24 protein-coding genes and 1 pseudogene are annotated in these 26,750 nt (G+C 69.3%); 11 read left to right on the top strand and 14 right to left on the bottom strand.

Features of this window, described 5'->3' with window-relative positions; all coding sequences use genetic code 11:
- The first annotated feature begins 35 nt into the window (after positions 1-35).
- The 5 genes and pseudogenes from HH310_RS13130 to HH310_RS13110 all read left to right on the top strand — a co-directional run bounded on the left by HH310_RS13130 (position 36) and on the right by HH310_RS13110 (position 4,888).
- A complete protein-coding gene (locus tag HH310_RS13130; RefSeq protein ID WP_030443670.1) occupies positions 36-521 on the top strand; it encodes a CarD family transcriptional regulator in 486 nt (161 codons plus the stop codon).
- Between the two features lie 53 nt (positions 522-574).
- Positions 575-1,025, top strand: a pseudogene (locus HH310_RS13125) (2-C-methyl-D-erythritol 4-phosphate cytidylyltransferase); the annotation flags it as partial.
- A gap of 218 nt (positions 1,026-1,243) precedes the next feature.
- Positions 1,244-1,837, top strand: coding sequence for a 2-C-methyl-D-erythritol 4-phosphate cytidylyltransferase (locus tag HH310_RS45795; RefSeq protein WP_396027515.1), 594 nt, complete (start codon positions 1,244-1,246; stop codon positions 1,835-1,837).
- A gap of 5 nt (positions 1,838-1,842) precedes the next feature.
- The gene (gene ispF, locus HH310_RS13115) at positions 1,843-2,316 is read left to right on the top strand and encodes a 2-C-methyl-D-erythritol 2,4-cyclodiphosphate synthase (RefSeq protein WP_169175790.1); all 474 of its coding nucleotides are present in this window, start codon (positions 1,843-1,845) and stop codon (positions 2,314-2,316) included.
- A gap of 1,417 nt (positions 2,317-3,733) precedes the next feature.
- Positions 3,734-4,888 (top strand): hypothetical protein, encoded by a 1,155-nt coding sequence (locus HH310_RS13110; protein ID WP_169175789.1) that lies wholly within the window; start codon positions 3,734-3,736, stop codon positions 4,886-4,888.
- Here HH310_RS13110 and HH310_RS13105 read toward each other — a convergent pair.
- Genes HH310_RS13105 through HH310_RS13080 form a run of 6 tightly spaced genes read right to left on the bottom strand, consistent with a single transcriptional unit; the run spans position 4,801 to position 11,404 of the window.
- On the bottom strand, positions 4,801-5,856 hold the full coding sequence (locus HH310_RS13105) for an N-acetylglucosamine kinase (RefSeq protein ID WP_169175788.1): 1,056 nt from the start codon (positions 5,854-5,856) through the stop codon (positions 4,801-4,803). The genes HH310_RS13110 and HH310_RS13105 overlap by 88 nt on opposite strands.
- The gene (locus HH310_RS13100) at positions 5,853-7,112 is read right to left on the bottom strand and encodes a 6-phospho-beta-glucosidase (RefSeq protein ID WP_169175787.1); all 1,260 of its coding nucleotides are present in this window, start codon (positions 7,110-7,112) and stop codon (positions 5,853-5,855) included. The genes HH310_RS13105 and HH310_RS13100 overlap by 4 nt, the downstream gene beginning before the upstream one ends.
- Positions 7,109-7,990, bottom strand: coding sequence for a carbohydrate ABC transporter permease (locus HH310_RS13095; protein ID WP_169175786.1), 882 nt, complete (start codon positions 7,988-7,990; stop codon positions 7,109-7,111). The genes HH310_RS13100 and HH310_RS13095 overlap by 4 nt, the downstream gene beginning before the upstream one ends.
- On the bottom strand, positions 7,987-8,904 hold the full coding sequence (locus HH310_RS13090) for a carbohydrate ABC transporter permease (protein WP_169175785.1): 918 nt from the start codon (positions 8,902-8,904) through the stop codon (positions 7,987-7,989). Before HH310_RS13090 ends, HH310_RS13095 begins: the two co-directional genes overlap by 4 nt.
- Before the next feature lie 3 nt (positions 8,905-8,907).
- The gene (locus HH310_RS13085; RefSeq protein WP_169175784.1) at positions 8,908-10,215 is read right to left on the bottom strand and encodes an ABC transporter substrate-binding protein; all 1,308 of its coding nucleotides are present in this window, start codon (positions 10,213-10,215) and stop codon (positions 8,908-8,910) included.
- A gap of 22 nt (positions 10,216-10,237) precedes the next feature.
- Positions 10,238-11,404 carry an ROK family transcriptional regulator gene (locus HH310_RS13080; RefSeq protein WP_169175783.1) on the bottom strand — a complete coding sequence of 389 codons (1,167 nt, stop codon included), beginning with the start codon at positions 11,402-11,404 and terminating at the stop codon, positions 10,238-10,240.
- A 174-nt stretch (positions 11,405-11,578) separates the two neighbouring features.
- On the opposite strand from HH310_RS13080, the gene HH310_RS13075 reads away from it, so the two are divergent.
- Positions 11,579-12,292: a chitosanase gene (locus HH310_RS13075; RefSeq protein WP_248293961.1), complete on the top strand. Its 714-nt coding sequence runs from the start codon at positions 11,579-11,581 to the stop codon at positions 12,290-12,292.
- Between the two features lie 160 nt (positions 12,293-12,452).
- Positions 12,453-13,643: a chitosanase gene (locus HH310_RS44800; RefSeq protein ID WP_169175781.1), complete on the top strand. Its 1,191-nt coding sequence runs from the start codon at positions 12,453-12,455 to the stop codon at positions 13,641-13,643.
- Between the two features lie 35 nt (positions 13,644-13,678).
- Here HH310_RS44800 and HH310_RS13065 read toward each other — a convergent pair whose 3' ends face one another.
- The 7 genes from HH310_RS13065 to HH310_RS13035 form a co-directional block, all read right to left on the bottom strand.
- Positions 13,679-14,245 carry an HAD-IA family hydrolase gene (locus HH310_RS13065; protein ID WP_169175780.1) on the bottom strand — a complete coding sequence of 189 codons (567 nt, stop codon included), beginning with the start codon at positions 14,243-14,245 and terminating at the stop codon, positions 13,679-13,681.
- Positions 14,242-15,261 carry a LacI family DNA-binding transcriptional regulator gene (locus tag HH310_RS13060; RefSeq protein WP_169175779.1) on the bottom strand — a complete coding sequence of 340 codons (1,020 nt, stop codon included), beginning with the start codon at positions 15,259-15,261 and terminating at the stop codon, positions 14,242-14,244. Before HH310_RS13060 ends, HH310_RS13065 begins: the two co-directional genes overlap by 4 nt.
- A 42-nt stretch (positions 15,262-15,303) precedes the next feature.
- Positions 15,304-16,170, bottom strand: a complete 867-nt coding sequence (locus HH310_RS13055) for a glycerophosphodiester phosphodiesterase family protein (protein WP_169175778.1) — start codon at positions 16,168-16,170, stop codon at positions 15,304-15,306.
- A 10-nt stretch (positions 16,171-16,180) separates the two neighbouring features.
- Complete coding sequence (locus tag HH310_RS13050; RefSeq protein ID WP_169175777.1) at positions 16,181-17,863, bottom strand: iron ABC transporter permease; 1,683 nt, start codon at positions 17,861-17,863, stop codon at positions 16,181-16,183.
- A 17-nt stretch (positions 17,864-17,880) separates the two neighbouring features.
- A complete protein-coding gene (locus HH310_RS13045; RefSeq protein WP_169175776.1) occupies positions 17,881-18,870 on the bottom strand; it encodes an ABC transporter ATP-binding protein in 990 nt (329 codons plus the stop codon).
- A 38-nt stretch (positions 18,871-18,908) separates the two neighbouring features.
- Positions 18,909-19,988: an extracellular solute-binding protein gene (locus HH310_RS13040; RefSeq protein WP_169175775.1), complete on the bottom strand. Its 1,080-nt coding sequence runs from the start codon at positions 19,986-19,988 to the stop codon at positions 18,909-18,911.
- A gap of 964 nt (positions 19,989-20,952) precedes the next feature.
- A complete protein-coding gene (locus tag HH310_RS13035; RefSeq protein ID WP_169175774.1) occupies positions 20,953-22,110 on the bottom strand; it encodes a homogentisate 1,2-dioxygenase in 1,158 nt (385 codons plus the stop codon).
- A gap of 159 nt (positions 22,111-22,269) precedes the next feature.
- Here HH310_RS13035 and HH310_RS13030 point away from each other — a divergent pair, with 159 nt between their 5' ends.
- Genes HH310_RS13030 through HH310_RS13015 form a run of 4 tightly spaced genes read left to right on the top strand, consistent with a single transcriptional unit; the run spans position 22,270 to position 25,577 of the window.
- Positions 22,270-23,115: a hypothetical protein gene (locus HH310_RS13030; protein WP_169175773.1), complete on the top strand. Its 846-nt coding sequence runs from the start codon at positions 22,270-22,272 to the stop codon at positions 23,113-23,115.
- Entirely contained in the window at positions 23,112-24,209 is a 1,098-nt protein-coding gene (locus HH310_RS13025) for a fumarylacetoacetate hydrolase family protein (RefSeq protein WP_169175772.1), read from the top strand. Before HH310_RS13030 ends, HH310_RS13025 begins: the two co-directional genes overlap by 4 nt.
- 52 nt (positions 24,210-24,261) lie before the next feature.
- Positions 24,262-24,720 carry an SRPBCC family protein gene (locus HH310_RS13020; RefSeq protein WP_169175771.1) on the top strand — a complete coding sequence of 153 codons (459 nt, stop codon included), beginning with the start codon at positions 24,262-24,264 and terminating at the stop codon, positions 24,718-24,720.
- Positions 24,721-24,770: 50 nt separating this feature from the next.
- Positions 24,771-25,577 carry an SMP-30/gluconolactonase/LRE family protein gene (locus HH310_RS13015; RefSeq protein WP_169175770.1) on the top strand — a complete coding sequence of 269 codons (807 nt, stop codon included), beginning with the start codon at positions 24,771-24,773 and terminating at the stop codon, positions 25,575-25,577.
- A 51-nt stretch (positions 25,578-25,628) separates the two neighbouring features.
- Here the strand turns inward: HH310_RS13015 and HH310_RS13010 are convergent, their stop codons facing one another.
- Entirely contained in the window at positions 25,629-26,750 is a 1,122-nt protein-coding gene (locus HH310_RS13010) for an ROK family protein (protein WP_312034023.1), read from the bottom strand.

Raw genomic sequence — 26,750 nt, 5'->3', positions numbered from 1 at the left:
GTTACCCTAGACACAGCGAAAGGGGCTTCGAACCTATGGTTTTCAGTGTCGGCGAGACCGTTGTTTACCCCCACCACGGGGCCGCACTCATCGAGGCAATCGAGACTCGAGTCATCAAGGGCGAGGAAAAGCAGTATCTCGTTCTGCGTGTCGCGCAGGGTGACCTGACGGTTCGGGTGCCTGCTGAGAACGCCGAGATCGTCGGCGTGCGCGAAGTGGTTGGCGAGGAAGGCCTGGGCAAGGTCTTCGACGTCCTCCGCGCTCCGCACACCGAGGAGCCGACCAACTGGTCGCGGCGTTACAAGGCCAATCTCGAGAAGCTCGCCTCCGGTAACCCGCTCAAGGTTGCCGAGGTCGTTCGTGACCTCTGGCGTCGCGAGCGCGAGCGTGGCCTCTCCGCCGGAGAGAAGCGCATGCTCGCGAAGGCGCGCGACATCCTGGTCGGCGAGGTGGCTCTGGCGGAGAAGAGCACGAAGGACGAGGCCGAGGTTCTCCTCGACAAGGTCCTTACCGAGGCTTGATCCTCCCCACACCCCTTACCCCTCCGATTTCGACATTCGAAGAGGACCGCGACGTGACCGCGCAGCTTAATGCTGAGGGTGACGTCGCGGTCCTCGTTCCGGCCGCCGGCGCCGGCCTGCGCCTGGGCCCCGGCGGCCCGAAGGCCCTGCGCCTGCTGGCCGGCGAGCCGCTGCTGGTGCACGCGATCCGCCGCGTCGCCGCGGCCCCGTCGGTCCGCCTGATCGTCGTGGCGGCCCCGGCGGCCGAGCTCGACGCCGTACGCGCGCTGCTCGCCCCCGTCGCCCCGGTCACCGTCGTGGCGGGCGGCGCCGAGCGGCAGGAGTCCGTGTCCCGGGCGCTGGCGGCCGTCCCCGCCGATATCGCCATCGTGCTGGTCCACGACGCGGCGCGCGCCTTGACCCCACCAGACCTGATCGAGTCGGTCGCCGCCGCGGTCCGCGCCGGCGCCCCGGCGGTGATCCCGGTCCTGCCCGTGGTCGACACCATCAAAGAGGTCGGCCCGGCAGCCCCCACCGCGGCCGCGGTTCTTTCCGAGGGTCCTGCGGCGGCCTCCATCGCGCCTGCGGTTCTTTCCGAGGGGCCTGCGGCTCCCGTCGCGCCCGCGGTTCTTTCCGAGGGGCCTGCGGCGGCCTCCATCGCGCCTGCGGTTCTTTCCGAGGGGCCTGCTTCGGCCGCCGTCACGCCCGCGGTCTTTTCCGAACCGCCGCTGGCAGCCCCCGTCGTGCCAACGATCCCTTCCGAAGGATCCCCGGAAGTTTCCGAGCGCGCCGCTCCCGTTGAGGCTGCCGCGCCGTCCATCGCCGGGCCGGTGTCTTCGGACGATTCGTCCCTGCGATCTGCCGGGGCCGCACGGTCTGCGGGTGCGCCGATCCAGGCTCTGCCCGCCGCCAGTTCGGCTTCGACCTCCTCCGACGGCCCTGCCACCGAGACTGGCTTCGCGGCCGCCGATTCGCCCAGCGCCCGCGGGTCGGCGGCCTTTTCGGCAGCCAGCGATTTGTCGGCTACGGGGTCTGGTGGCGCCAGTTCCGCGGCGGGGTCTCCTGCTGCGGCTGACCCCTTGGCGAGCGCGCCGCTGGAAGTCGTGCTGGGGACTGTGGACCGGGCTGTCTTGCGGAGCGTGCAGACGCCGCAGGGGTTTCGGCACGAGGTGCTCGCGGCGGCGCACGCGGCGGCGATCGATCCGCTCACCGATGACGCCGGGCTCGTCGAGAAGGCCGGGCTGCCGGTTAGCTGCGTGCCCGGTTCCGAGTTGGCCATGAAGATCACCCGGCCTTTGGACCTCATCCTGGCCGAGGCCTTGCTGCACGTACGCTGAGGCCCGTGACTGATCAACGGGTCGGCATCGGAACGGATGTGCACGCCTTCGCGGAAGGCCGTCCCTGTTGGGTCGCCGGGCTGCTCTGGCCCGGCGAGGTTGGACTGGCCGGGCACTCCGACGCCGACGTGGCCGCCCACGCCGCCTGCGACGCGATCTTCGGGGCGGCCGGCCTGGGCGACCTGGGCAGCAACTTCGGCACCTCCCGCCCCGAGTGGGCCGGGGCCTCCGGGGTCGCCCTGCTGACCGAGACCGTGCGCTTGCTGGGCGAGGCGTCCTTCCGCGTGGTCAACGTGTCCATCCAGGTGATCGGCAACCACCCCAAGATCGGAAAGCGCCGCGCCGAGGCGCAGCAGGTGCTGTCCACCGCCGTCGGTGCCCCGGTGACGATCTCCGGCACCACCACCGACGGCCTGGGCCTGACCGGGCGCGGCGAGGGCTTGGCCGCGACCGCGGTGGCCCTGATCACCTCAGCCTGACCCGCTCTGCAGCCAACACGCGAGCGCACATTCACGACCAGATGACTCGTGTTGACTGAATCAACATTGACGCGGCCGGCGTCGTACCGGTGCGCGAGACCCCGCCTTGGTCGAGCCGCCAGACTGGCGACGCCGGCGTTCCTGTTCCGCAGAGCCTGACGCGGAAGCGGCACCGCGTCTTTGCTGCCGCTGTCACCAGACGTCTTTGCTGCCGCTGTCACTAGATGGGAAACCCGTCCGTTATCCGGGACTGGCGTCCACATCCTGAATCCGCGTCCATTGGGTGGGATCAGGATCCTCTATGGACAGAGATTACTCCCGTTATTCGGCTTTTGTGCTGCGGTTTTCGGGGTCGTAAACCGGACCTTGGAGAGTTGAGGTCCGCATATGGGCGTAACTCTCCAAGGTCGCCAGCAATCCCACGATGCGGCACACTTCGCCCATATGGCGGAACAGTTCAGCTGGTTCTCGCGCCGCTCACCCTCCGATGCGTTGGCCTTGCGTGGCGGACCTGAGGGCCTTCGCTGTGGGGGGCTGGGACGTTCCGGCCGTGGCGGGTGCCCACACCTGCTGTGGGTGGCCGTGGTGTGGGGAGCCAGGGCCTTCCCGGCGTTGCGATTCCCCGCGCGTGGGTGGGGGTGGCCGTGGTGTGGGGAGCCAGGGCCTTCCCGGCGTTGCGATTCCCCACGCGTGGGTGGGGGTGGCCGCGGTGTGGGGAGCCAGGGCCTTCCCGGCGTTGCGATTCCCCACGCGTGGGTGGGGGTGGCCGCGGTGTGGGGAGCCACGGCCTTCCCGGCGTTGCGACTGCCCACACCCGGGTGGGGGGCGCCCATTGTCGGGAGCTGGGACCTGCCCGGGCCTGGCGGCGTCGCCTCGCACGGGGACTCCCGGCCGACGGAACCAGCTGAACAGTTACATATAGCGAGACCGTCGGCCGTCGCCAAACAATGTTGGCCGTACTGTGCGCATCGCGTGCTCTCGGAGCCATCAGGCTGGCCGGCGGTGGCGGCTTCGGCATCGTGTTGATCTTGTTGAGGTGGGGGCGCCCGCCAACGCGAACGGCGTAATTCGCGGCTCTGGGGGAGCAACGGCTGAGCGGGCGCGGAGGGCTGAGCGGGCGCGGGGGGCTGAGCGGGCGCGGAGGGCTGAGCGGGCGCGGAGGGCTGAGCGGGCGGCCGTCAGAGCGGGAGGCGTGACTGCCCAGCCACGGCCCGTGGAGGAATGGCTGGCGATGCGCGCGGCACGTGGAGCTGCGAGCGACGCCCCCGAGTGGCCCGGCGTGCAACTTTCGCCAGATGGGGATCGTTCGGGCGAATTCGTATCCGTCGCTACCAACGGTGTGCGTGGGCCTCTCCAGGGTGGGGGTCGTGGGTCACCCCGGGCCGCGAAGGTTGGCGGTAGCGCATACCCTCGATTCGTGGCGGCGCCCCTGGATCCCGAGACCACGCCGGAGGAGTACCGGCAGCGAGCCCTCCTGCTCGCCGACCTCGGCCGGTATGACGAGGCCGCCGGGGAGATCGCGGCCGGGCTCGGTGCCGCCCCGGATGACGCGGGGCTGCTGGCCACGCTCGCGCGCATCCACCTCGCCGCCGAGCAACCCGTCGAGGCGCTCGTCGCCGCCGACCGGGCCGCCACCGCCGCGCCGGGTGCGCTGACCACGCAGGTCGTGCGGGCGATGGCGCTCACCGATAATCGGCGGTTCGGCGATGCGGCGCAGGTGGCCAACGAGATCTTGCGGCAGTGGCCCGCCGACGCGTACGCGCAACGCACCGGCGCCGCACTGCTCAGTGAGGCGCGCAACGGCCAGGAGGCGCTCAATGCCGCGTGGAACGGCGTGCGGGTCGCGCCGTCCGAGGCCGAGGCGCATCTGGTGCTGGCCGTCGTCGCGGCGCGGTTGCGATTGTTCGATCTGGCGCAGCGGGCCTATGCGGAGGCGCTGGAGCTCGACGAGTCGATCGAGGACGCTCAGTACGACATGGGCATCGTCCGGTTCGAGCGGCGGCGCTGGGCCCGCTCGCTGGAGGAGATGGCGGACGGCGCGGTGCTGCCCAGCCCGCCGATCGAGGACGAGGCGCCCTACCCGTCGCCCTTCCCCCGGCCGTACGAGCCGCCGGACCGGCCCAGCCCGGTGCCGGAGAATCAGCACAGCTCGGCCAGCTGGACCGAGCAGGTGAGCCGCCCGTCCCGACCGGTGCTGCAGCCGTCCGCCGAATCGGAAGAGTCCGTCCGCTGGGCCGTGCTGTCCGGCGCGAACGCCACCCTGATCGCGGCCGTCGTGGCCGGCCTGATGACGCTGGTCAGCGGCGGCATCTCGCGCACCTGGGGCGGCCTGATCGGCGTGCTCATCGTGGCCGGCTTCCTCATCGCCCTGCGCCGCCGCCTTGCCGAGCCATTAGGTACGGCGCTGGCGCGTCTCCGAACGCACCAGCGCCCCCTCGCCGCCGCGGCCTATCTGGGCTTCGCGGCCCCGCTGCTGCTCATCGTCTACGCCCCGGTCGGGGGCGTGTTCCCGCTGGTCGCGGCCATGGTGCTGGCCGCCGTGGCCGAGGTGCTGGTGTTGACGCGCCGCTGAAGAAGAGCGTCCCGCACCACCGGCTCGACGGCCGACGACATACCCAGCGCGTCCAACGCCAGCAGCGCCGCCCCCACCACCGGCGGCGCGTCCAGCATCTTGATCTCCACCTTCGGCGCTTGCGCCCGCGCGCCCGCGACCACCTGGTCATGCAACTGAGCGTGCCGGGCCTGCAGCACTCCGCCGCCCAGCACCAGATCGTGCGGCTTATCCAAAAGGTCCAGCCGGGCGGCGGCCACCCGATGCTGCGCCAGGATCTCGTCGGCTTGACGGGTCACCAGCTCGGAGGCCACCAGGTCGCCCGCGGCGGCCACCTCGAACAGCACCGGGGTCAGTTCGCGGACCCGATCCAACGGGATGTCGCCCAGGTGCAGCGCGATCGAAACCGCCTCCACCGTAGGCAGCCCGAAATATCCGGAAACCGCCGACGACAACCGCGTAGGAGTTCCCCGCCCGTCCTCGCCCCGCGCCGCGTACCGCAACGCATGCTCGGCCAGATCGTGGCCGCCACCCCAGTCCCCGGAGATCGGACCGAGAGCGGGGAAACGGGCGGTACGACCATCCGCCGTACGACCGACGCAGTTGTTTCCGGCGCCGCAGACCACCACCACCGCATCGGGGGAGGCCGTCCCCGCCCGCAGCATCGCGAAGCAGTCGTTGTCCACCAGAGCCCGCGCGGCCCACGCGGCATCGGACACCGCCGCCGACAGCTGGGCCACCTCGACCGGCAGGTCCGCCCCGGCGAGATAGACGGCGACCGCCTCGACCCGGGTGCCGAACGGGACTCCGGCCTGCTCGTGCGCCGCCCGGATCAGCGCGTCCAGCACCGCGACGGTGCCGTCCAGGCCGATGTTGTGCGGCGACGACGTGCCGCCGCGCACGAACGCCAGCACCCGGCCGGTCCCGTCGCCCAGCACCACGTCCGTCTTGGAGTTCCCGCCGTCGGCCGCCAGATACAGCTCGGTCATCGGGCCCACGCGAGGTGGTCCCGACCGGCCGCGATGAGGTCGTCGGCCAGCGCGTCGGCGTACTCGTGCTGGCCGATCAGCGGATGCGCGAGCATGGCGCGATAAACCCGATCTCGGCCGCCACGAAGTGCCGCGTCCAGGGCCAGTTCCTCGTACGCCGACACGTGCGCGACAAGTCCGGCAAGATCCGGCGCGAGCAGCGTGACGGGCAGCGGCACCGGTCCGCCGGCGAGCGAGGCGCGCGCGGACACCTCGATGACCGCCGAGTCCGCGAGAAACGGCAGCGTGCCGTTGTTGCGCACGTTGACCGAATGCACCGCGGAGTCGTCGTACCCGTGCAGCGACGCCAGCAGCCCTACCGCCGCCTCGGAGTAGAAGGCGCCGCCCCGCTGGCCGAGCAGTTCCGGCTTTTCGACGAGCGTGGCGTCCCGGTACATCTCGAGCAGCGTGGCCTCGAGTTCGGCGACCTTCTGGCCGCGGGTCGGAGCGCCGGTCATGTCCCGTACGTGCTTATCGTGGTTGTAGAAATAGGACAGATAGTACGAGGGCACGTTGCCGAGCGTGGACAAAACCGTCAGCGGCAGGTCCACAAGAGACGATATTTCCGACAAATGGGTGGAAAGCAGCGACGGTAACCGGTCGACGCCGTCCACCCAAACCGCACGCTCCCACGTCAAATGGTTCAGCCCCACGTGATCCAAAACCACCGACGACGGCGCAACCCCCAGCAGCGCAGCGAACTTCCGCTGGAACCCGATCGCCACGTTGCACAACCCGACGGCCTTGTGCCCGGCATCGAGCAGCGCCCGCGTCACGATCCCCACCGGGTTCGTGAAGTCGATGATCCACGCCCCCGGCTTGGCCCGCTCCCGGATCCGTTCCGCGACCTCGAGCACCACCGGCACCGTACGCAAGGCCTTGCCCAACCCGCCCGCACCGGTCGTCTCCTGCCCGACACAGCCGCAGGCCAGCGGAAACGTCTCGTCGCTGATCCGGGCGGTCTGCCCGCCCACCCGCAGCTGGATGAGCACGGCGTCGGCGTCGGTCACCCCGGCGTCCAGGTCGCCGGTCCACCAGATCTTGGCCGGATGCCCCTGATGTTCCAGGATGCGCCGGGCGAACGCCCCGACAATCTCCAGCCGTTCCGCAGCCGGATCGATCAGGACCAGCTCGGTGACCATCGACCCCAGCCGTGCGAACCCGTCGATGAGCTCCGGCGTATAGGTCGATCCGCCACCGATTACCGCGATTTTCACTTGAACCCCGTCAGCGTGATGCCCTGCACGAGTGCGCGCTGGGCGAAGAAGAAAATGATGATCAGAGGAGCCATGGCCAGCACCGTCGCGGCCGTGACCAGGTTCCAGTCGACATGATGGACACTGTGGAAGGACGCCAGCCCGAGCGACAGCGTCCACGCTTTCTCGTTCTCGCTCGTGTAGAGCAACGGCCCGTAATAGTCGTTCCAGCAGTAGAAGAATTGGAAGAGGCCGGCCGCCGCGATTCCCGGCTTCGCCATCGGCAGCACGACACGCAGCAGGGTCCGCCATTCGCCGCAGCCGTCGACCCGGGCCGCGTCCAGGTATTCGGACGGAATGGTGAGCAGGAACTGCCGCAGCAGGAAGATGCAGAACGCGTCGCCGAACAGGGCCGGAATGATGAGCGGCGCGAGTGAGCCGGTGAGCCCGTAGCGCGCCCACATCAGGTAGAGCGGGACGGTGACGACCTGCGGCGGCAACATCATCACGCAGATCACGATCAGGAACAGCGCGTTGCGTCCGCGAAACTTCAACTTCGCCAGCGCGTACGCCGCGGGCAGGCTGGACGCGAGCGTCAGCACCGTGGAGGTGACCGCGTAGATGACCGTGTTGAGCAGGTACCTCGGCAGCGGCGTCGCCTGGAACACGCGCAGGTAATTCTCCGGGTGCCAGGAATTCGGCCAGTAATCGCTGGTCAATGCCTGATTGCTGGTCATCAGCGAGAGCAGCACCAGATAGACGACCGGCGTGACGAACATGATGACCAGCACGATCGCGATGCTGTGCCGGGCCACCCACGCGAGCCGGTCCTGGCGGCGGATCCGGCGGTCCGGCGGCGGCGCGGAGACGGTGGCGGGGATGTCCAGGACGGCGGTCATGCTTCCTCCACCGAGAAGGCCCGGGCCCGGCGCAACATGATCACGGTGACCCCGAGGGCGACCACGAACAACACGATCGCCAGCGCGTTCGCGTAGCCGAGGGCGTTGTAGCGGAACCCGACGGTGTAGAGCCACAGCGGGTAGGTGAACGTCGAGCCGTCCGGGTATCCGAAGCTCTGCGAGATCCCGGCGCCGGTGGTGGCCTGCCCGCTGGCGATCGAGCCGGCCACCGCCGCCTGGTCGAAGTACTGCAACGTGTAGATCACACCGGTGACCGCGGCGAACAGGATCACCGGACGGATCGACGGCAGCGTGATCGACCAGAATCGCTGCCACGCGTTCGCGCCGTCCAGCGATGCCGCTTCGTACAGGCTTTCCGGCACGCCCAGCACCGCGGCCAGGAAGATGATCATCAGATCGCCGACCGCCCACAGTCCCAGCAGCACGAGCGCCGGCTTGGCCCACGCCGGTGAGTTGAACCAGAGCGGGCCGTCGATGCCGATCTTCGCCAGGAAGTGGTTGACCGGGCCGGTGCCCGGCTTGAGCAGATACACGAACGCGATGGTGGCGGCCACCGGCGGCACCAGCGCCGGTAGGTAGAAGACCGTCCGGAAGAAGCCGGCACCCCGCTTGAGCTGGGTGAGCAGCATCGACAGGCCGATCGCGCCGATGATCCGCGCCGGGACGAAGACCACCACCATCCACAGTGTGTTCCGCGCCGCCTGCAGCAGGAACGGGTCGTCGATCATCGACTTGTAGTTGTCCAGGCCGACCCACTTCGGCACGGTCAGCAGGTCGAACTTCGTGAGCGAGAAGTACGCCGCGGACACCAGGGGGTACACCAGGAACACCACGATGCCGATCAACGCCGGCGCGAGGAACGACAGCGTGGTGAGGTTCCGCCGCAGGCGCATGTCTCAGCCGCCCAGGTTCATGACGTTGTTGATCTGCTTGTCCGCGTCGGCCAGACCCGAGTCGAGGTTCTTGACCTTGCCGGACTGCACGTTCAACAGGAACTGCTGGAAGGTCTCCTGGTACGCCGGTCCGGAGGCGGTCGGCGGCGTGGTCGACGAGTTCGGGTTGTTGAAGATGTCGATGAACGCCTTGAAGTCGGCATCCGCGTTGAGGGCCGGATCCGCCAGCGACTTGGTCGTGGTCGGCACGTTCTTCAGCAGCCCGGCCAGCTTGGTCACGGCCTGGTCGTTCGTGGTCAGATACTTGATCAGCTCCCAGGCGGCCTCGGGGTTCTTGGCGTTCTTGCCGATTCCGAGGATGTTGCCGGTGACGTACCCGCCGCCGTACCGGGCCGGGTCGCTGGTCGGCAGCGGCGCGACGCCGTACTTCAACGACGGCGCCTGATCCTTGAGGAACGCGAGCCGGTACTCGGCGTCGATGTTGATCGCCACCTGACCCTTCTGGAACGCGTTGTCCGCGCTGAACTCGTCACCCAGACCGGCCCGGAACTTCACCAGGTTGTCGTAGCCGTACCAGTCGATCAGGCTCTTCTGCCAGGTCAGTAGCGTCTTCCAGGCCGGGTCGGTGCCGACCGCGGACTTGCCGTCGGCGGTCAGCCATTTCGCACCCACGGCCGGGGCGAGGTGCGCTGGCGCGTTCTCGTAGAAGTCGAACAGCGGCAGGAAGCCGACGGTCTTGAGCGAGCCGTCCGCGTTCTTGACGGTGAGTTTCTTGGCGTCCTCGGTGAGCTCGTCGAGCGTCTTCGGCGGCCCGGCGATCCCGGCCTTCGCGAACAGGTCCTTGTTGTAATACATCCCGTACGCGTCGGCGAGGAACGGCATCGCGCAGCGCTTGCCGTCGAACTCCGTGTACGAGCGGGTGGTCGCGTTCAACTGGTTCAGGTCGACCTTGTCGCGGCTGATGTACTGGCCGAGGTCGACCCACGCGCCGGACGAGCAGAACTTGCCGACGATGTCGGTGGAGTAGGAGAGCCCGACGTCCGGGCCGTTGCCGGCGCCGATGGCCTGGGTGACCTTGGCGTCGTCCTGCCCCGGCTTGATGGTGACCTTGATGTTCGGGTGCGACGACTCGAAGTCCTTGACCACCGTGTCGATGGCGTCGGCCTCCCGCTCGGTGAAGAAGTGCCACAGCTCGACGGTCCCGGAGACCTGCGTGCCGGGATCGGCGATCTTCGTTTCCTTGGGAGCCGGGGTGCAACCGGCGGCGACGAGAACTATCGCAAAAAGGGCATAGGGTATCCGTTTGTTCACTGTGGCCTCTCAAACTCGGGGGTTAGTGGATGGAGGCGATGAGGGCTTCGTGGACCGCGAGCAGCCCGGCGTCGAGCGCGCCGAGCAGCACTGCGTCGTCGTCGATGGAGGTCACCGCGATCGAGCCCTCGAGCGGCGCGACGCGGCGGGCGGCGGCCTTCACCGCGGTCAGCAACGTCTCACCGCCGGCCTGGGCGATCGGGCCGGCGAGCACCACCAGGTAGGGGTCGAGCACGGCGATCACCGCGGTCAGGCCGACCGCGATGCGATCGGCCAGCGCCGCGAGGAAATCGCCGGGACTTTCGGTCGCGGCACGCACGACTTCCGCAGGCGTGTTTCCCGGTACGCCGGTGTCCCGCGCCAGATCGAGGATGGCCGCACCGCCGAACAGGTCCTGCAGGTCGAGCTTGCGTTGGGTGGAGTCGGGGGAGTAGAGCGGCATGTACCCGATCTCGCCCGCACCGCCACGCGCGCCCCGGATGAGCGAGCCGCCGATGTCGATGGCCAGACCGAGACCGTCCTGACCGATCCAGAGCAGCGCGAACCCGTCGGCGTCGCGTCCGGTGCCGCGTTTGCGTTCGGCCACCGCGGCCAGGTTGACGTCGTTGTCGACGCCGACGTGCGTACCCAGGGCCGCGGCGATCTCCGGGATCAGTCCGGCGCGGGCGAAGCCGGGGACGTCCACGTGCCGGACGGTCTCGGTGCGCGGATCGTACGAACCGGGCACCCCGAGCTGGACGTGCCGGATCTTGTCGGCCGGGACGCCGGCGTCGTCGCGAAGTCGCGCGACAGCCTCGACCAGTTCGTGTGCCGGGTCGGTGGCCAGGAAGTCGATGCGCGACTCGAACCGGGCGCGGACCGCGCCGGTCAGATCGCACAGGGCGGCGGCCACCGAGGGCGTGCCGCTGGTGCCGATGTCCCGGACGGAGACGGCCACCGTGTATGCCGCGTCCGGGTTCGCGGCGTAGATCTCGGCGTTGGGCCCGGGCCGGCCACTGTTGTGCCCGACCACGTTGACCAGCCCCGCCTCGGTGAGCCGGCGCAGCACCTCGGAGATGGTCGGCGTCGACAACGCGGTCAGTTTCCGCAGGTCGGCACGGGTGAGCATGCCGGGATCCAGCAGATGAGCAAGCGCCGCGCTCTCGTTCATGGCGCGGAGCAGCTTGGACGAACCGGCCAGACGCGTCACCGGTGCTCCCATCGGCGTGATTGGCAAACTGACTTACGGTTGTTCGGACCGTAGGCAACCTCTGTCGATGTGTCAAGGACCACTCTCGGAGAGCCTAGACCATGTGATCGACGCCCATAAATGCGCCGCGACCCCGGCTGGACCGATCCGGCGGTGACCTTGCAGACTGGCCTCATGTCGGTTCCTGCCAGCGCAAACCTCGACGATCCGGGAAAGAAGGACGTCGCCATGCAGCTCGTGTCGGCGGCCGAGAACTCGACGCTCGACTGGCGTTCGCAATTCGCCTATATCGAGGACATTCACGACGGGCGGGGCTACACGGCCGGGATCATCGGGTTCTGCTCGGGGACCGGGGACATGCTCGAGCTCGTCGAGGCGTACACGGCGCTGAATCCCTCGAATGCGCTGGCCCGGTACCTTCCCGCGCTGCGCGAGGTGAACGGCACCGCCTCGCACCACGGGCTGCACCGCAAGTTCCGCAAGGACTGGGAGGCCGCGGCCGGCGACCCGGCGTTCCGGGCCGCGCAGGAGGCCGAACGCGACCGCTCGTACTTCGATCCCGCGGTGCGCGACGCCATCGCCGACGGCGTCCGGGCGCTCGGCCAGTTCGCCTACTACGACGCCGCGGTGATGCACGGCTACGACGGCCTGCTGGACATCCGCGCCGCGGCCTTACGGCACGCGACCCCACCGGCCCGCGGCGGTGACGAGCGCGAGTGGCTGAACGCGTTCCTGGACGCCCGCGTCGACGAGATGAACGAGGAGGAGGCGCACTCGGACACCAGCCGGATCGACACGGCCCAGCGCGTCTTCCTCAACGAGGGCAACCTCGACCTGAACACCCCGCTGACCTTCGCCGTCTACGGAGACCGCTTCCGCATCGACTGAGATCCCTGTTCGCCGGCCGGCGGGGACCATCGTGTCGCCCGCCGGCTTTGCCGTGCCCGGATCCGGTCGCATCGATAGGCATTGATAAAGTTCTTTAACTGTTCTAGCGTCTCCAACCAACGCGCGCGCTATCCCCGTATCCCCCTCTTCGAGGAGCGCCATGAACCGCGTCAGGAGACTCGCCTGCGCGCTCGTGGCCCTGGCCATCCCCGCTGCCGCCCTGCTCTTTGGGGTGCAGCCGGCCAGTGCCGCGAGTTCCGGGCCCATCACCGGCCTCGCCGGTAAGTGCGTCGACGTCGCTAACGCGTCGACTCAGAACGGTGCTGCCGTCCAGCTCTACGACTGCAACTCCAGCGCCGCCCAGCGGTGGACCGTCGGCAACTCGGACGGGACCATCCGCGCGCTGGGCAAGTGCATGGACGTCACCAGCGCCGCCACCACGAACGGCGCGAAGATTCAGCTGTACGACTGCAACGGCACCGGCGCGCAGAAGTGGACGGTGTCCAACGGCGCGCTGGTCAACGGCGGGTCGGGCAAGTGCCTGGACGTCACCGACAAGAGCTCGGCCAACGGCGCCCGGCTCCAGATCTGGACCTGCACGGGTGCCACCAACCAGGCTTGGGTGCTGCCCGGCGGATCCACCAACCCGACCGGCAAGAACCTGGACGACCCGGCGAAGAAGGACGTCGCCATGCAGCTCGTGTCGGCGGCCGAGAACTCGTCGCTCGACTGGCGGGCGCAGTTCAGCTACATCGAGGACATTCACGACGGGCGCGGGTACACGGCCGGGATCATCGGGTTCTGCTCGGGGACCGGGGACATGCTCGAGCTCGTCGAGGCGTACACGGCAACCAAGCCCTCGAATGTGCTGGCCAAGTATTTGCCGGCCCTGCGCGCGGTCAACAACACCGACTCACACGCCGGCCTGGACCCGAACTTCACCAGGGACTGGGTCACCGCGGCGGGCGACTCGGTGTTCCAGGCCGCGCAGGAGTCCGAGCGGGACCGGGTCTACTTCACGCCCTCGGTGCGGGACGGGAAGGCCGACGGCGTACGGGCTCTCGGGCAGTTCGCCTACTACGACGCGTCCGTGATGCACGGCTACGACGGCATGCGGGCCATCCGCAGCCGGGCCCTGCAGCGGGCGAAGCCGCCGGCCCAGGGCGGTGACGAGCGGACGTGGCTCAACGCGTTCCTCGACGAGCGGGTCATCGAGATGAACAAGGAGGAGGCGCACTCGGACACCACCCGGGTGGACACGGCCCAGCGCGTCTTCCTCAACAACGGCAACTTCGACCTGAACACGCCGCTGAACTTCAGCGTCTACGGGCAGGCGTTCCACATCGGATGACCGAGGGGTCGGAGAGCCGGTGACCGCGCCGGCTCTCAGACCGCAACGCGAACCCGCGCGTCCGTGACACCGGCCCACACGAACGCGTCCCATCCGTGCCGGCGGGCCGCCGCGACGTTGTCCGCGCGATCGTCGAAGAACGCGATCCGCGACGGCGGCAGATCCAGCAACGCGGTGACCCGCTGGTAGACGGCCGGATCTGGTTTCGCCACGCCCTCCCGGGCCGAGATGACCAGCCTTTCGAAAAGCTTGGCCCAATCGGACCGGCCCGCAACCGCGGCCAGGGCCAGCGGTGCGTTCGAGAGCAGTGCCAATCGCGTACGCCTGCGGTAAAGCTCTTCGAGGAGCAGCAACGAGTCCGCGGCCAGTTCCGTCCAGGTCTCGGCGTCGGCCTCGGCGAGCTGTCCCGGTTCGCCGGCCGCGGCCACGGCCGGCCAATAAGAATCATCGGGCAACCCCAGGTCGTACGCCTCCCGCAGGTCCCAGTACGCCACCGGGTCGACCTCGATACCGAACGCCCGGCTCAAGCGGCCGACCGGGTCGGGCGGTCGCGCCAGCACACCGCCCAGGTCGAAGACGACGGCGTCATAGCTGTCACTCATCGTGGCGGGGGTCCCAGCGTCCGGCCGGGCAGAAGGGTGCCGTGCAGTCGTTCATGTCTGATCTCCGTGGAGCCGTCGAGCAGGGTCTTCATGACCTCGGCGGCGCGTTGCGCGGCCTGCTCGACGGGGATGCGGACGGTGGTGAAGCCGATCATGTCGATGCCCGGGAGGATGCCGTCGCAGCCGGTCACCGACAGGTCCTCGGGGGTGCGCAGACCGGCCTCGCGCAGGTAGGGCATGAAGGCGAGCACGCGCAGATCCGCCGGGAACATCGCGGCCGTGACGTGCCCGGCCCGGTGCAGCTCGATGACCTCGCGCGCGCCTTCCTCCTGGGCGCCGAACGTCGGTGCGGCAACCGGATGCACCCGTACGCCGTGCTCGCGCAGCCGGGCCGTCATGGCGAGCGCCCGCCGATGCTCGGTCGCCGAGTTGCCGCCGGCCGGGGTCACCACGGCGACCCCTCGGTGTCCCTGCCCGGCCACGGCATCCGCGAGCTGGTACGCGTTGTCGTCCTCGTCGTAGGAGACGCTGTAGATCCGCGGGTGGCTCTCCGGCCGGCCGATGATGACCACCGGAACCTTGTCGAGAAACGGCTCGAGCATGTCGGCGCGGATCACGCCGGTCGCCACGAACATGCCGCCGACCCGCAGGCCGAGCAGCCGGTTCAGCGCCTGGCGCTCGAAGTTCGCGCCCTCGGCCCGTGACGGCGCGACCACCACCATCTGCAGGCCGAGACGGCTGACGTTTTCCTGCAACTCTCCGAAGAGGAGCCCGTACGCGGGGTTGGTCGGCCCGCGCAGCAACAGGCCGATGATGTCCGACGTGCGGGCCGCCAGCACCCGGGCCATCACGTTCGGCACGTACCCGAGGCGTTCCGACGCGGCGAACACGGCGTCGCGGGTGGATTCGGCGACCGGCGTGCTGCCGTGGAACACCCGCGACACCGTGGCCCGGGAGACGCCGGCGGCCTCGGCGACCGCCGACATGGTGACGCTGAGTGCACTGGAATCCGTCACCGGAACGGGCTCTGTGCTGCGCTTTCTTGGCACCACGCCAGCCTACCGACGCGCGATCGAGGACCCGGCCACGACGTCGGCGAGGTACCGGCCGAGCAGGTCGGGCCAATCGGTCTGGATGATGTCGGCGCCGTGCCGGACGAGCCATCCCCAGCCCTCACCGGGATCGCCGAACACCGAGGTGTGGTCGTCGCGTCCGGCGAACAGCGGCACCCCGTCCGGCAGGTTGATCGCGTTGATCAGCACCGCCAGCCCGGCCCCGTGCATCTCGGTCACCACGGCCGGCCGGGCCAGCTCGTGCTCGGCGCGTTCGGCGATCAGCTCGACCCCGACGAGGTTGATGTCCGGGTCGCCGAGCACCGCGTCGATGTCGGCCCGGCTGCGAACCATCGGCATGAACGGGTACTTGACCGGGTGCCGGCGCAGCTTCGCGAGCCACTCGTCGTCGACCGGGCTCTTGAACACCAACTGGCCGGGCCGGTCGAAGCCGTCGAGGAACGGCAGCAGGTCGTCCCAATACCACCAGGACCGGTCCACGTTGAGCAGCACGTCCGGGCCGAGCCCGCGCAGCAGCACGTCGAGACCGGTCACGCCGGCCCGGTGGTCGCTCCAGCGGTATCTAAGCGCACGGATCTGATCGCTGGTCATCCGCCGGATGTCGACGTCCTGATCGAACGCGTGGCGCTCGCCGCCGTCGTGGAACAGGAAGAAGTCGCCGTCGGTGGACTCGACGACGTCGATCTCCACCATGTCGGCACCCTGACGCAGTGCGGCGTTGACGGCGAGCCAGGTGTTCTCCGGGACGTGACCGAGGCCGGTGCCACGGTGCACGGCGATCAGCGGGGTGCGCTCGGCGAGACGAGCGTTGAGAAGTGCGTTGACGCGACGGTATCGGGGCTGGCCGAACATGGGTTCCTTACTATCGGTTGGTGCTACGACGGCCGTACACGAACCACATGGTCAACGTCGAGATGACCATGAGGACGACGGTGTAGACGAAGATGAGCGCGGTGGAGTCCGAGTTGCCGCTGCCGACGGCGGCGCTCTCGATGGTGATGCCGAGCGGCTGATACAACGGGTGGGCCAGGAAGGCCGCCGTGTCGTAATCGTCGAGCAGGCTGTTGAAGTTCAGCGCACTGACCGCCGCGGCCGCGGGCAACACCAACGGCAACAACACCTTGACGTACGTACGGGGCACGCTCGCGCCGAGAACCGCGGCTGCTTCCTCGAGCGAGTCCGGGATACCGGCGTACGCGGCCTTGAGAATGCGCAGTGTGAGCGGGATTTTCGCGGAGATGTAGGCGATCGCCAGCAGGGCCACCGTTCCGGTCAGGACGACCCCGCCGACCAAGGGCTGGCGTTGTGAATAGGTGACGATCAGTCCGATCGCGAGCAGCGTGGTGGGCAGCATCCACGGGATGTGCAGCAGGTATTCGAGCGTGATCGTGAACGCGTTGACCACCTTCTGCAGGAACCGCGCCACGAACAGCATCATGGCGATGACGACGATCGCGGTCACCCCGGCATAGACGATGCTCACCACGATCGGCCACGAAGCCGTCGCGTGCGTCAGCACCCGTTCGTAATTGGCGAGCGTGAAACTGTCCCAGGAGAGCCGGCCGGTCGAGATGGCCGCCGAGTCGGTGAACGAAAAGACCACGATCAATGCCGGCGGAATCAGATAGACCACGAACAGCCCGTACGCCACCACGTGCACCACGACGTTCGCCACCGGATTCTCGATGCGCTGTCGTTGCAACGTGGCGGACACCTTGGCGACCGAGAAATACGTGCCGCCGGCCTGCATCCGGTTGAGGATGGCCAGCAATAGCAGGGTCGCGGCGCCCAGGATCAGCGCGAGCGTGACCGCGAGATCGCGCGACGACGGGATCCCGGCGAAGGTCAGGATCATCGGGGTGATCGTCTCGAACTGCCGCCCGCCCAGCACTTGAGGCGCGGCGAACGCGGTGAGCCCACCCAGGAACGTCAGCACGGTGACCGCGAACAGCGTCGGCTTGAGCATCGGCAGCACGACCCGCCACAGCACCCGCCAGGTGGAGGCGCCGAGCTGCCGGGCGGCCTCGACCGTCTGCTGGTCGATGCGGGCGATCGCGGAGGACAGGAAGAGCAGGTGGTAGCCGGTGGTGGTCAGGGTCATCACGACCACCACGGCGAGCATGCCGGAGAACCATTCCGGGTCCAGGCCCGGAATCAGCTTCACCAGCAGCCGGGTGGCGTACCCGTGGTCGCCGTAGACGAACCGGTAGCCGGCCACCGCGACGACACCGCCGTAGATGAGCGTGGTGGCGTAGCCGAGCCAGAGCAGTCGCGCGCCGCGAACGGCGAAGTAGCGGGTGACCAGCACGACGAAGATGCCCACCGCGTTCACCGTGACGGCCAGGACGGCGGCCAGCACGAAGCTGTTACGCAGCGAGTCGAGGGCGCGCTGCGACTCCCAGAGCTTGGTGAAGGCGCGCACGGTGAAGGACCCGTGCGGGAAGAAGATCTGCTGGAGGTTCACCACGTTCGGGTAGAGCAGGAACGCCACGATGAACCAGATCAGGACCAGCGCCAGCAGGATCACCAAGGGTGAGCGGAGCATGGTCCGCAGCCACGGGCTCACGCGGCGGCCCCGGGATACTGCAGGACGTCCGCCGGGTCGATGACCACCTTGAGCTCCTGGCCGACGTCGAGGCGGTCCTCGCTCAGCACCATCTGCAGGACGTCGTCCTCGCTCCGAAGCCGATACTTGCTGTACGCCCCGTGAAACGTACGGGCGGTTACCGTGGCCGGGATGAGCACGCCTTGGGCGGGGGCGAGGCGTACGCGCTCGAACCTGACGTACGCCGATTTATCGGGATTTAGGCCTATAAGCTCGGTGAGCCGCGGGCTCAGTTTGTTCGCCTCGCCGACGAATGTGCACACGAACTCGCTCGCCGCCCGTTCGTAGATCTCCTCGGGCCGTCCGACCTGCTCGAGCCGCCCCCGGTTGAGCACCGCGACGCGGTCGCTCATCGACAGCGCCTCCTCCTGGTCGTGCGTGACGTACACGGTGGTGATGCCGAACTGCTTCTGCAGATCCTTGAGCTGGACCCGCAGTTGCTGGCGCAGTTTCGCGTCCAGATTGGACAGCGGCTCGTCCAGCAGCAGGATCTTCGGCCGCATGACGAGCGCGCGGGCGATCGCGACGCGCTGCTGCTGGCCGCCGGACATGTCGGCCACGCTCTTCGTGAGCTGGTCGGGCGAGAGGTCGACCTGCTCGGCGATCTCGTCGACGAGACGGTCGACCTCGGCCTTGGAGCGTCGCCGGGACTTCAGCCCGAACGCGATGTTCTCCCGCACGTTCATGCTCGGGAACAGGGCATAGTTCTGGAAGACCATGCCCACGTCCCGTTTGCCGCTCGGCAGCCGCGTGACGTCGCGGCCGGCGATCCGGACTTCACCTGAGGTGATACCGGCGAAACCGGCGATGGCCCGCAGCGCCGTGGTCTTCCCGCACCCGGAGGGTCCGAGCAGGGTGAAGAACTCGCCCTCGTCCACCTCCAGCGACAGGCTGGGCAGGGCCTCGACGGCGCCGAAGCGTACGGCGACGTCGGAAAGTGTGATCATGGCGTGTCCTTTGTGGCGACGCTGCGGGGCGGAGTGGCTCAGCCGTTGAGGTAGTCGAGCGTGGTCTTCTCGACCCACTGATCCAGGTGCTGCGTCACGAACGACCAGTCGATGTCCTGCGACTTGAACGAGTCGGTCGCGGTGACGGCCGCCTGCTCCGACGTCGGCAGGGCGTCGGTGTTCGTGGGCACCGTGAAGAACTGCTTCGACCAGGCGGCCTGCAGCTGCGCGCCGCCGAACCAGTCGATGAACTTCTTCGCGGTCGCCGCCTTCTTGGTGCCCTTGACCAGCGCGACCTGCTGAACGGTCATCGGCACCCCGACGCTCGGATGCGCCGCCTCGGTCTGGATCTGGTACTGCTTCTCGCGGGTCTGCTTGCCGGCCAGCCACATCTCGCCGGAGTCGACCTTGCCGTCCTTCATCCGGGCGTAGAGGTCGGTGCCCTTGACCGCGGGCGAGCCGTCCGCGAAGAACGCCTTGATCGCGTCCCACCCCGCCTTGCTCACGCCGTCCTCGCCGTTGTCGTCCCGGTAGCGGGCGAGGATCCCGGCGAGCACCACCTGGGCGGTCGCGCCACCGAGGTCGGAGGGCGTCTCGTAGGTGCCCTTGAACTGCGGCTTCGTCCACAGATCCGGCCAGTCGGCGGGCGCCTTGGCGGCATCCGGGTAGGCCGCCTTGTTCCAGACCAGCATGATCGGCTCGCGAACGATCGGGTAGAACTCCTGGTCCGGATCGCCGAGCTTGGGGTCCACCTTGCTCGCCCAGGACGGCGCGTACTGGTCCAGCACGCCGGCCGCCTTGAGCTGGTTGAAGTAGACGTTGTTCAGGCCGAAGGTGACGTCCGCGACCGGGTTGTTCTTCTCGGCGACCAGGCGGTTCTTGATGTCGCCGCCGCCGAGGTCGACGTACTGGATGGTGAAGCCGGCCTTCTTGGCCTCGGCCTTGAGCCAGTCACCGCGCCCGTCCGAGACGGAGTTGCTGTAGATGACGAGGTTGTCCGAGCCGCCGCCGTCGCCGGCACCGGCCGCGCTGCTGGCAGCCGGGGAGCCGCAGCCGCTGACGATCAGGGCGGCTGTGGCGAGCGCTGCCATGGTGGGCAGCAATGAACGCGCTTTCATGGGCTAATGAACGCGCTTTCATTCGACGGATGCGGGAACGGAAAGCAAACCTCGGGGGTCGGCGCGCCGAACATGAGAGTCGGGCGGGGCGGTTCGATCCCGCAGCGTGTCAAGCGTCTCGATCACGAGACCGCAAGTCGCTCTCTAGCGGGGTGCGCCGACGGCCGCTGTTGCCGCTATGCGGACACCGCAGCCACATCGTGGGCTTGTGAGCCGCTGCGTGGGGAGCCGCGACACCGAGGAGGTTGCGCTTCCCCACACCGCAGCCACCCCCGCCCCGGTGTGGGCAGCCGCGACACCGAGGAGGTTGCGGTTCCCCACACCGCGGCGACCCCCCACCCAGGTGTGGGCAGCCGCGACACCGAGGAGGTTGCGGTTCCCCACACCGCGGCGACCCCCACCCAGGTGTGGGCACTCGCCACGACCGGCAGGTCCCGGCTCCCCACAGCGACGGTCCGCGCAGGTCCGCCGCCGCGTAAGGCCAACCCATCGGAGGGTGCGCGGCGCGAGAAACAGCTGAACAGTTCCACTATGTGGACGCGGCGCTCCACATCGTGGGCTTTTGTGAACCTTGGAGAGTTGCGCCCACCTACGAGCCATAACTCTCCAAGGTTCACATTCGGCCGGAAAACCCTGCCGGGCAAAAGCCGCATTGATTGGCAAAAGTTCCATCCACAGTGGATGCGGGTCCCAGATAGCGGACGCTGAGTCCAGGACGTGGTCGCGCGTCTCAACAGGCGGCCGCCCATCCCACGGAATGGAAGCGCCGCACGCGCCTGCAAGGCCCAGCGGCTCCGGTCGCCTCAACCGACACGCTCGTCATCGGAAATATCGGATATGTGCGGGCGGGCCAGCGCGGTGGAATCCGGGACCTGGATGGCGACGCGGCCGACCCGGAACGAGCAACCCGCCCGTGGTCGAGGCGGCGGCCCGGCGCACTCTTACTGCACCGGGCCTCCACGTCTCAGCTGCGGTTCCAGGTCCAGGCGTAGGCCGTGTCCTCAACCGACAATGCCGCGTCGCATAAATCCAGCGGCCGGAACGTATCGACCATCACGGCCAGCTCGTCGAAGGCCTCCGCCCCGATAGCCCGCTCCACCGCGCCGGGCTGGGGGCCGTGCGTGAAACCGCTCGGGTGCAGCGAGATCGAGCCCTGCTCGATCCCCGAGCCGCGCCGCGCCTCGTAGTTGCCGCCCGTGTAGAACATCATCTCGTCGGAGTCCACGTTGTGGTGGTTGTACGGCACCGGGATCGCCAACGGGTGGTAATCGACCTTGCGGGGCACGAACGAGCAGACCACGAAGTTCGGGCCCTCGAACGTCTGGTGCACCGGCGGCGGCTGGTGCACGCGTCCGGTGATCGGCTCGAAGTCGTGGATCGAGAACGCCCACGGGTACAGGCAGCCGTCCCAGCCGACCACGTCGAACGGGTGATGGGCGTACACGTGCCGGGTCCACCCGGCACGGTGCTTGACGAACACCTCGACCTCGGTCTCGTCGCGCTGCAGCGGCGCCGCGGGGGCCCGCTGGTCGCGCTCGCAGTACGGCGCGTGCTCGAGGAACTGGCCGCGCACCGAGAGGTAGCGCTTCGGCGGTCCGATATGTCCGGTCGCCTCGATCGTCAGCAGACGAACCGAACCCTGCGGCACGATCCGATGCACCACCGAGGTCGGGATGATCACGTAGTCGCCGGCGGCCACGGAAAGCGAGCCGAACGTCGTTTCGACCAGCGCCTCGCCGTCCTCGATGTAGAGGCACTCGTCGCCGACCGCGTCGCGGTACAGCGGCGACGGCTGGTCGGCCACCACGTACCCGATCCGCACGTCGTTGTTGGCGAGCAGCGGATGCCGGCCCAGCACCGCGTCGGCCGGGCCGGTGTCGAGCTTGTGGGTGCGCAGGTGGCGCGGCTTCAGCGGCAGGTTCGGCGCCTGCCGCCAGGGCGGCACGGTGAACTCCTCGGCCGAGATGATCGCGGTCGGCGCGTGCCGGTGATAAAGCAGGGACGAGTCGGAGGAGAAGCCCTCCTGACCCATCAATTCCTCGGCGTACAGACCGCCGTCGGGACGCCGGAACTGAGTGTGCCGCTTGTGTGGCACCTCGCCGACGCTGCGGTAGTACGGCATCGTTGCCTCCCCGAAAACCGAGCGCAAAACCAAGCGCAGACCGAGCGCAAAACCAAGCGCAGACCGAGTGCAAACCGAGCGCCAAACCGAGCACCCGATAAAAACCGACATAGCGGACGCGGTTGTCCGCTTCTCGAAGCGTCTATTAGGTTCAGATTCGTGTCAACGCTGGTACCCACGCTGTTCGCCGGGCTGGTCGATGACGCGTCCCTGCTCCCGCCCAGTTTCGCCAGTCTGCCCGACGCGGTCACCAAGCACGGCGAACATCGCAAAGCCTGGTTCGCCGACCTGCTCGGACCGTTGCTCGTGCCCGCGTCCGTGGTGGGTATCGATGTCCCGCCGGCCGGCCTGACCGTCGCGCTGATCGGTGACGTGGCGGCGAGCGCGGTCCCGGTCGCGGTCGAGAAGCTGCGTTCGGCCGGCGCCGCGGTCTGCCACATCGAGGTGGCGGTCGCCCGCCGCGGCGAGGACCCGCAACCCGGGCTCGCCGATCTGCGCACGCTCGCCGGCCGTCATGACGAGCTGATCGTGTACGCCGAGATCCCGTTGAGCTGGGGGTTGCTGACCGCGCTCGACACCGTCGCCGAGGCGCGCGCGGCGGGTTTGCGGGTGGCCCCCAAGTTCCGGGTCGGCGGGCTGGCCGCCGAGCTGTTCCCGACCCCCGTCGAACTGGCCGCGGTGGTCTGCGCCTGCCGCGACCGTGAGCTGCCGTTCCGGCTGGCCGCGGGCTTGCGGCACGCGATCCGGCACACCGACCCGGAGACCGGCTTCACCCACCACGGCTTCCTCAACGTGCTGGCCGCCGCGCTCGTCGCGTCCGGCGGCGGCGAGGTGGCCGAGGTGGCCGAGGTCCTGGCCGCGACCCATCCGGTGCCGCTGGTCGAGTCGGTGCGGGTCCGCCGTGCCGAGCGCCGCCCGCTGTTCATCGGCTTCGGCGCGGCCAATGTTGTCGAACCCCTCACCGAGCTGGTCCGGCTCGGTCTGATCAACGGCGGTTACGAGTGACCCTCTTCGGCATCGACAATCTCCCGTACGGCGTGTTCAGCGCGGCCGGTGGGTCACGGCGATTAGGCGTACGCCTCGGGAATGCCGTTATTGATCTTGAAGGGCTCGGTGGGCTCTTCGCCGCGCCGTCGCTGAATCCGCTGCTCGCGGCCGGCCGGGCACAGTGGACACAGGCTCGCGCGGCGGTCATCGAGCACGTGCGGAGCGGCCCGCCGGAGATCCCGCTCGACGAGGTCACCCTGCACCTGCCGTTCGAGGTGGCCGACTACACCGACTTCTACTCGTCCGAGCAGCACGCGACCAACGTGAGCCGCATCCTGCGCCCGGACTCGCCCGGCCTGCCCCCGCAGTGGCGCCACCTGCCGATCGGCTACCACGGGCGATCGAGCACCGTCGTCGTCTCCGGCACCCCGATCGCGCGCCCGTCCGGGCAGCTCGCCGAGGGCGTCTTCGGACCGTCGCGGCGCCTCGACGTGGAGGCCGAGGTCGGGTTCGTGGTGGGCGTGCCCGGCCGGCTCATCCGTACCGCGTCGTTCGCCGACCATGTTTTCGGTGTGGTGCTGGTCAACGACTGGTCCGCCCGGGACATCCAGGCCTGGGAGTACCGTCCGCTCGGCCCGTTCCTGGCGAAGTCGTTCGCCACCTCGGTGTCGCCGTGGGTGCTGCCGCTCGAGGCGCTGGCCACGATCCCGGCGGTCCCGCAAGATCCGCGGCCGCTCGACCACCTGCTCCCGGCCGGTCCCGGCTTCGACATCCGGCTCGCTGTCGACTGGAACGAGACCAGGGTCAGCCATCCCCCGTACGCCTCGATGTACTGGACCGCCGCGCAACAGCTCGCGCATCTGACCTCGAACGGCGCGGACGTCCGCACCGGCGATCTGTACGCCTCGGGGACCGTCTCCGGACCGGCCCGCGACCAGGCGGGTTCGTTCCTGGAGCTGACCTGGAACGGGAACGAGCCGGTGAAGCTCGCCGACGGGTCCACCCGCGGCTTCCTCGAAGACGGCGACCACATCCGGATCAGCGGGACCGCGCTCGGGGCGGGCGGCGGCGAGATCGGCCTCGGCGAAGTCGTCGGCACCGTGGTCGCATAGTCACTGCCGGAAGCCGCCTCGGCCTCCTAAGGTGTACGCGGGAGGTCACGCTATGTCGACGGTCGCGGTGACGCGGATGATCGAGGCGCCGGTCGCGGCGGTCTGGAACGTGTGCACCGACCTGGCCCGCCGTCACGAGTGGCTGACCGCGGTCACCCGGGTCGAGGTGCGCACGGCCGGGCAGTTCGGCGCGGGCACGATCTGGCGCGAGACCCGGCAGATGTCCGACGGCGGCGAGATCACCGAGGAGTTCCGGGTCGACGAGTGCGCGGCCCAGCAGCGGTTCGTGGTCACCTCGCCGGGCATCGGCGCCGACTACCGCATGACGTATACGTTCATGCCGATCGTGGCCGGCCGGCACAAGGGCAGCACGATGATCACGGCGATCCAGGACGGCAACCCGACGGCCCCGTCCGGCCGGTTCCTCGCGCTGATCTTCGGTGGGCTGGCCGCCGAGACGGCCGAGGGTGCGCTGCGCCGCGATCTGGACGATCTGGCCGCGGCCGCCTGATTTCCCCGTCGGGCCGGTGATCATCGTGGTCGCCCGCATACGGTAAGCGCATGAGCAAGCCACAGGTGGTGCTGACCGACCTCGTGATGGGTGAGTCCGTGCGCTGGCACGACGGTCACGTCTGGTTGAGCGACTGGGTGCCCGGCGAGATCATCCGGGTGGACGGCGACAAGGCCACCGTTGTGACTCAGCTGACCGGGATGCCGCTGTGCTTCGACTGGACGCCGAGGGGCGTGCAGCTGGTGCTGGTCGGCTCGGAGGCGCGCCTGCTTCGCGGCGGTGCACTCTTCGCCGACCTGCGGAAGATCAACGACGCCCACCCCTGGAACGACATCACCACCGACTCACGAGGCAACACGTTCATCAACAACATCGGGTACGACTTCCCGGGCGGTGCGGAGCCGGGTCCCGGGCTGATCGCCGTGGTCACCCCGGACGGTTCGGCCCGGCAGGTGGCCGGCGACGTGCTGTTCCCCAACGGCATGGCGGTGACCGCCGACGACTCGACGCTGATCGTGGCCGAGTCGCACGGCGCTCGGCTGACCGCCTTCGACATCGCGGACGACGGCTCGCTGAGCAACCAGCGGGTCTGGGCCGACCTGCCCGGCGGCGCACCCGACGGCATCTGCCTGGATGCGCAGGGCGCCGTCTGGTACGCCGACGTGCCGAACGAGCACTGTGTCCGGGTCCGCGAGGGCGGCGAGGTGCTGGACCGCATTCCGCTGGACCGCGGCGCGTTCGACTGCGTGATCTCCGCGGACCAGAGCACCCTGTACGCGGCCACGGCCGACTTCTCCGACCCGCAGGCGATGTTCACCGGGCGCACCGGCCAGCTGGTAGCGATCCCGCTCGACTGAGCCGGGCCGAGCCACTCGGCCCAGCCGGCGGTTGAGCGGTCGCAGATCCACTCAGCCCAGCCTGGTGAGCAGCGCCGACCAAGCCTCCTCGGCGGCCCCGGCGATCGGGCCCTCGTCGCCGAGCGCGGCCGCGACCACCGGCGGGGGCGTCGGCCGGCGAAAGCCCATCAGACCCGCCCGGTAGGCCGCGTTCAGCTCCTCGGGCGCCGCCGCGAGCAGGTCCACCGCCACGCCACCCAGCGTCACCAGGTCGGGGTCGAGGCCGTTCACCAGCCCGGCGATCCCCCGGCCGAGCGCGGTGGCGAGCACGCCCACCACCGAGCCGCCCCGCGCGGTCCCGATGACCCGCCGCGCATACGTGACCGGGTCCGGTGGCTCCAGATCACCCAGCAGGCGCGCCAGCGCGGTGCCGTCCACCGCGGTGCCCCAACAGCCCGACGCGCCGCACGGGCAGACGATCGCCGGATCGCCGAACGGCATGTGTCCGAACTCGCCGCCCGCCCCCGACGCCCCGATCAGCAGCCGGCCGTGATCCACCACGGCGCCGCCGAGGCCGCCCTCGATGCGCAGGTGCAGCGCGACCTCGGCGCCGACCGCCGCGCCCCGGGTCGACTCGGCCGCCGCGGCCAGGCTGGCGTCGTTGCCGGCCACCAGCAGCGGGGCGTCCGGCCACAGCCGGGTCAGGTCGGCGTCCACCCAGCCCACGTTGGCGGCGTCCAGGCGAAGCTCGGGAGAGACCGGACCGGGCAACGAGACACCCATCGCGCGCACCCTCCCGGCGTACCGGGAACGCATTTGATCGGCAGCGGCGAAGACCGCGGCAGCCACCTCGGGCCAGGCGGTGCTCGCGTGCTCGCCGGACGCCGAGGCCAGCGTCGTGCCGCCCAGCTCCACCGCGTCGATCCGCCAGTCCTCGTGGCGCATCGCCACCGCCAGCACGAGCGGCCCGGACGGATGCGCGACCAGGACCGACGTGGGCCGGCCGCGGCTTCCGCTGGGTGCCGCCGGAGCCTCCGCCAGCAGCGAGGCCTGGGCCAGCCGGGCGACCAGCTCGGTGGCGGCACCGGTGCCCACGCCGATGAGCCGCGCGGCCTCGGCACGGGTGATTCCGGGCCGGGCGTGCGCGACCCGGAGCAGCTCGGCCGATCGCGTCATCTTCTTTTGCTCTGCCAC

The organism is Actinoplanes sp. TBRC 11911 (genome assembly GCF_012933445.1).
Lineage (GTDB): Bacteria > Actinomycetota > Actinomycetes > Mycobacteriales > Micromonosporaceae > Actinoplanes.
Note: the sequence above shows the minus strand (reverse complement) of the source record. Positions and strands in the feature narration are given on the sequence as shown.

Coding starts and splice junctions, on each gene's coding strand:
- HH310_RS13015 (WP_169175770.1), top strand. CDS start 24,771: ATGAGCAAGCCACAGGTGGTGCTGACCGACCTCGTGATGGGTGAGTCC.
- HH310_RS13050 (WP_169175777.1), bottom strand. CDS start 17,863: ATGCTCCGCTCACCCTTGGTGATCCTGCTGGCGCTGGTCCTGATCTGG.
- HH310_RS13065 (WP_169175780.1), bottom strand. CDS start 14,245: ATGAGTGACAGCTATGACGCCGTCGTCTTCGACCTGGGCGGTGTGCTG.
- HH310_RS13075 (WP_248293961.1), top strand. CDS start 11,579: ATGTCGGTTCCTGCCAGCGCAAACCTCGACGATCCGGGAAAGAAGGAC.
- HH310_RS13045 (WP_169175776.1), bottom strand. CDS start 18,870: ATGATCACACTTTCCGACGTCGCCGTACGCTTCGGCGCCGTCGAGGCC.
- HH310_RS13035 (WP_169175774.1), bottom strand. CDS start 22,110: ATGCCGTACTACCGCAGCGTCGGCGAGGTGCCACACAAGCGGCACACT.
- HH310_RS13090 (WP_169175785.1), bottom strand. CDS start 8,904: ATGCGCCTGCGGCGGAACCTCACCACGCTGTCGTTCCTCGCGCCGGCG.
- HH310_RS13130 (WP_030443670.1), top strand. CDS start 36: ATGGTTTTCAGTGTCGGCGAGACCGTTGTTTACCCCCACCACGGGGCC.
- HH310_RS44800 (WP_169175781.1), top strand. CDS start 12,453: ATGAACCGCGTCAGGAGACTCGCCTGCGCGCTCGTGGCCCTGGCCATC.
- HH310_RS13020 (WP_169175771.1), top strand. CDS start 24,262: ATGTCGACGGTCGCGGTGACGCGGATGATCGAGGCGCCGGTCGCGGCG.
- HH310_RS13055 (WP_169175778.1), bottom strand. CDS start 16,170: ATGTTCGGCCAGCCCCGATACCGTCGCGTCAACGCACTTCTCAACGCT.
- HH310_RS13040 (WP_169175775.1), bottom strand. CDS start 19,988: ATGAAAGCGCGTTCATTGCTGCCCACCATGGCAGCGCTCGCCACAGCC.
- HH310_RS13095 (WP_169175786.1), bottom strand. CDS start 7,990: ATGACCGCCGTCCTGGACATCCCCGCCACCGTCTCCGCGCCGCCGCCG.
- HH310_RS13105 (WP_169175788.1), bottom strand. CDS start 5,856: ATGACCGAGCTGTATCTGGCGGCCGACGGCGGGAACTCCAAGACGGAC.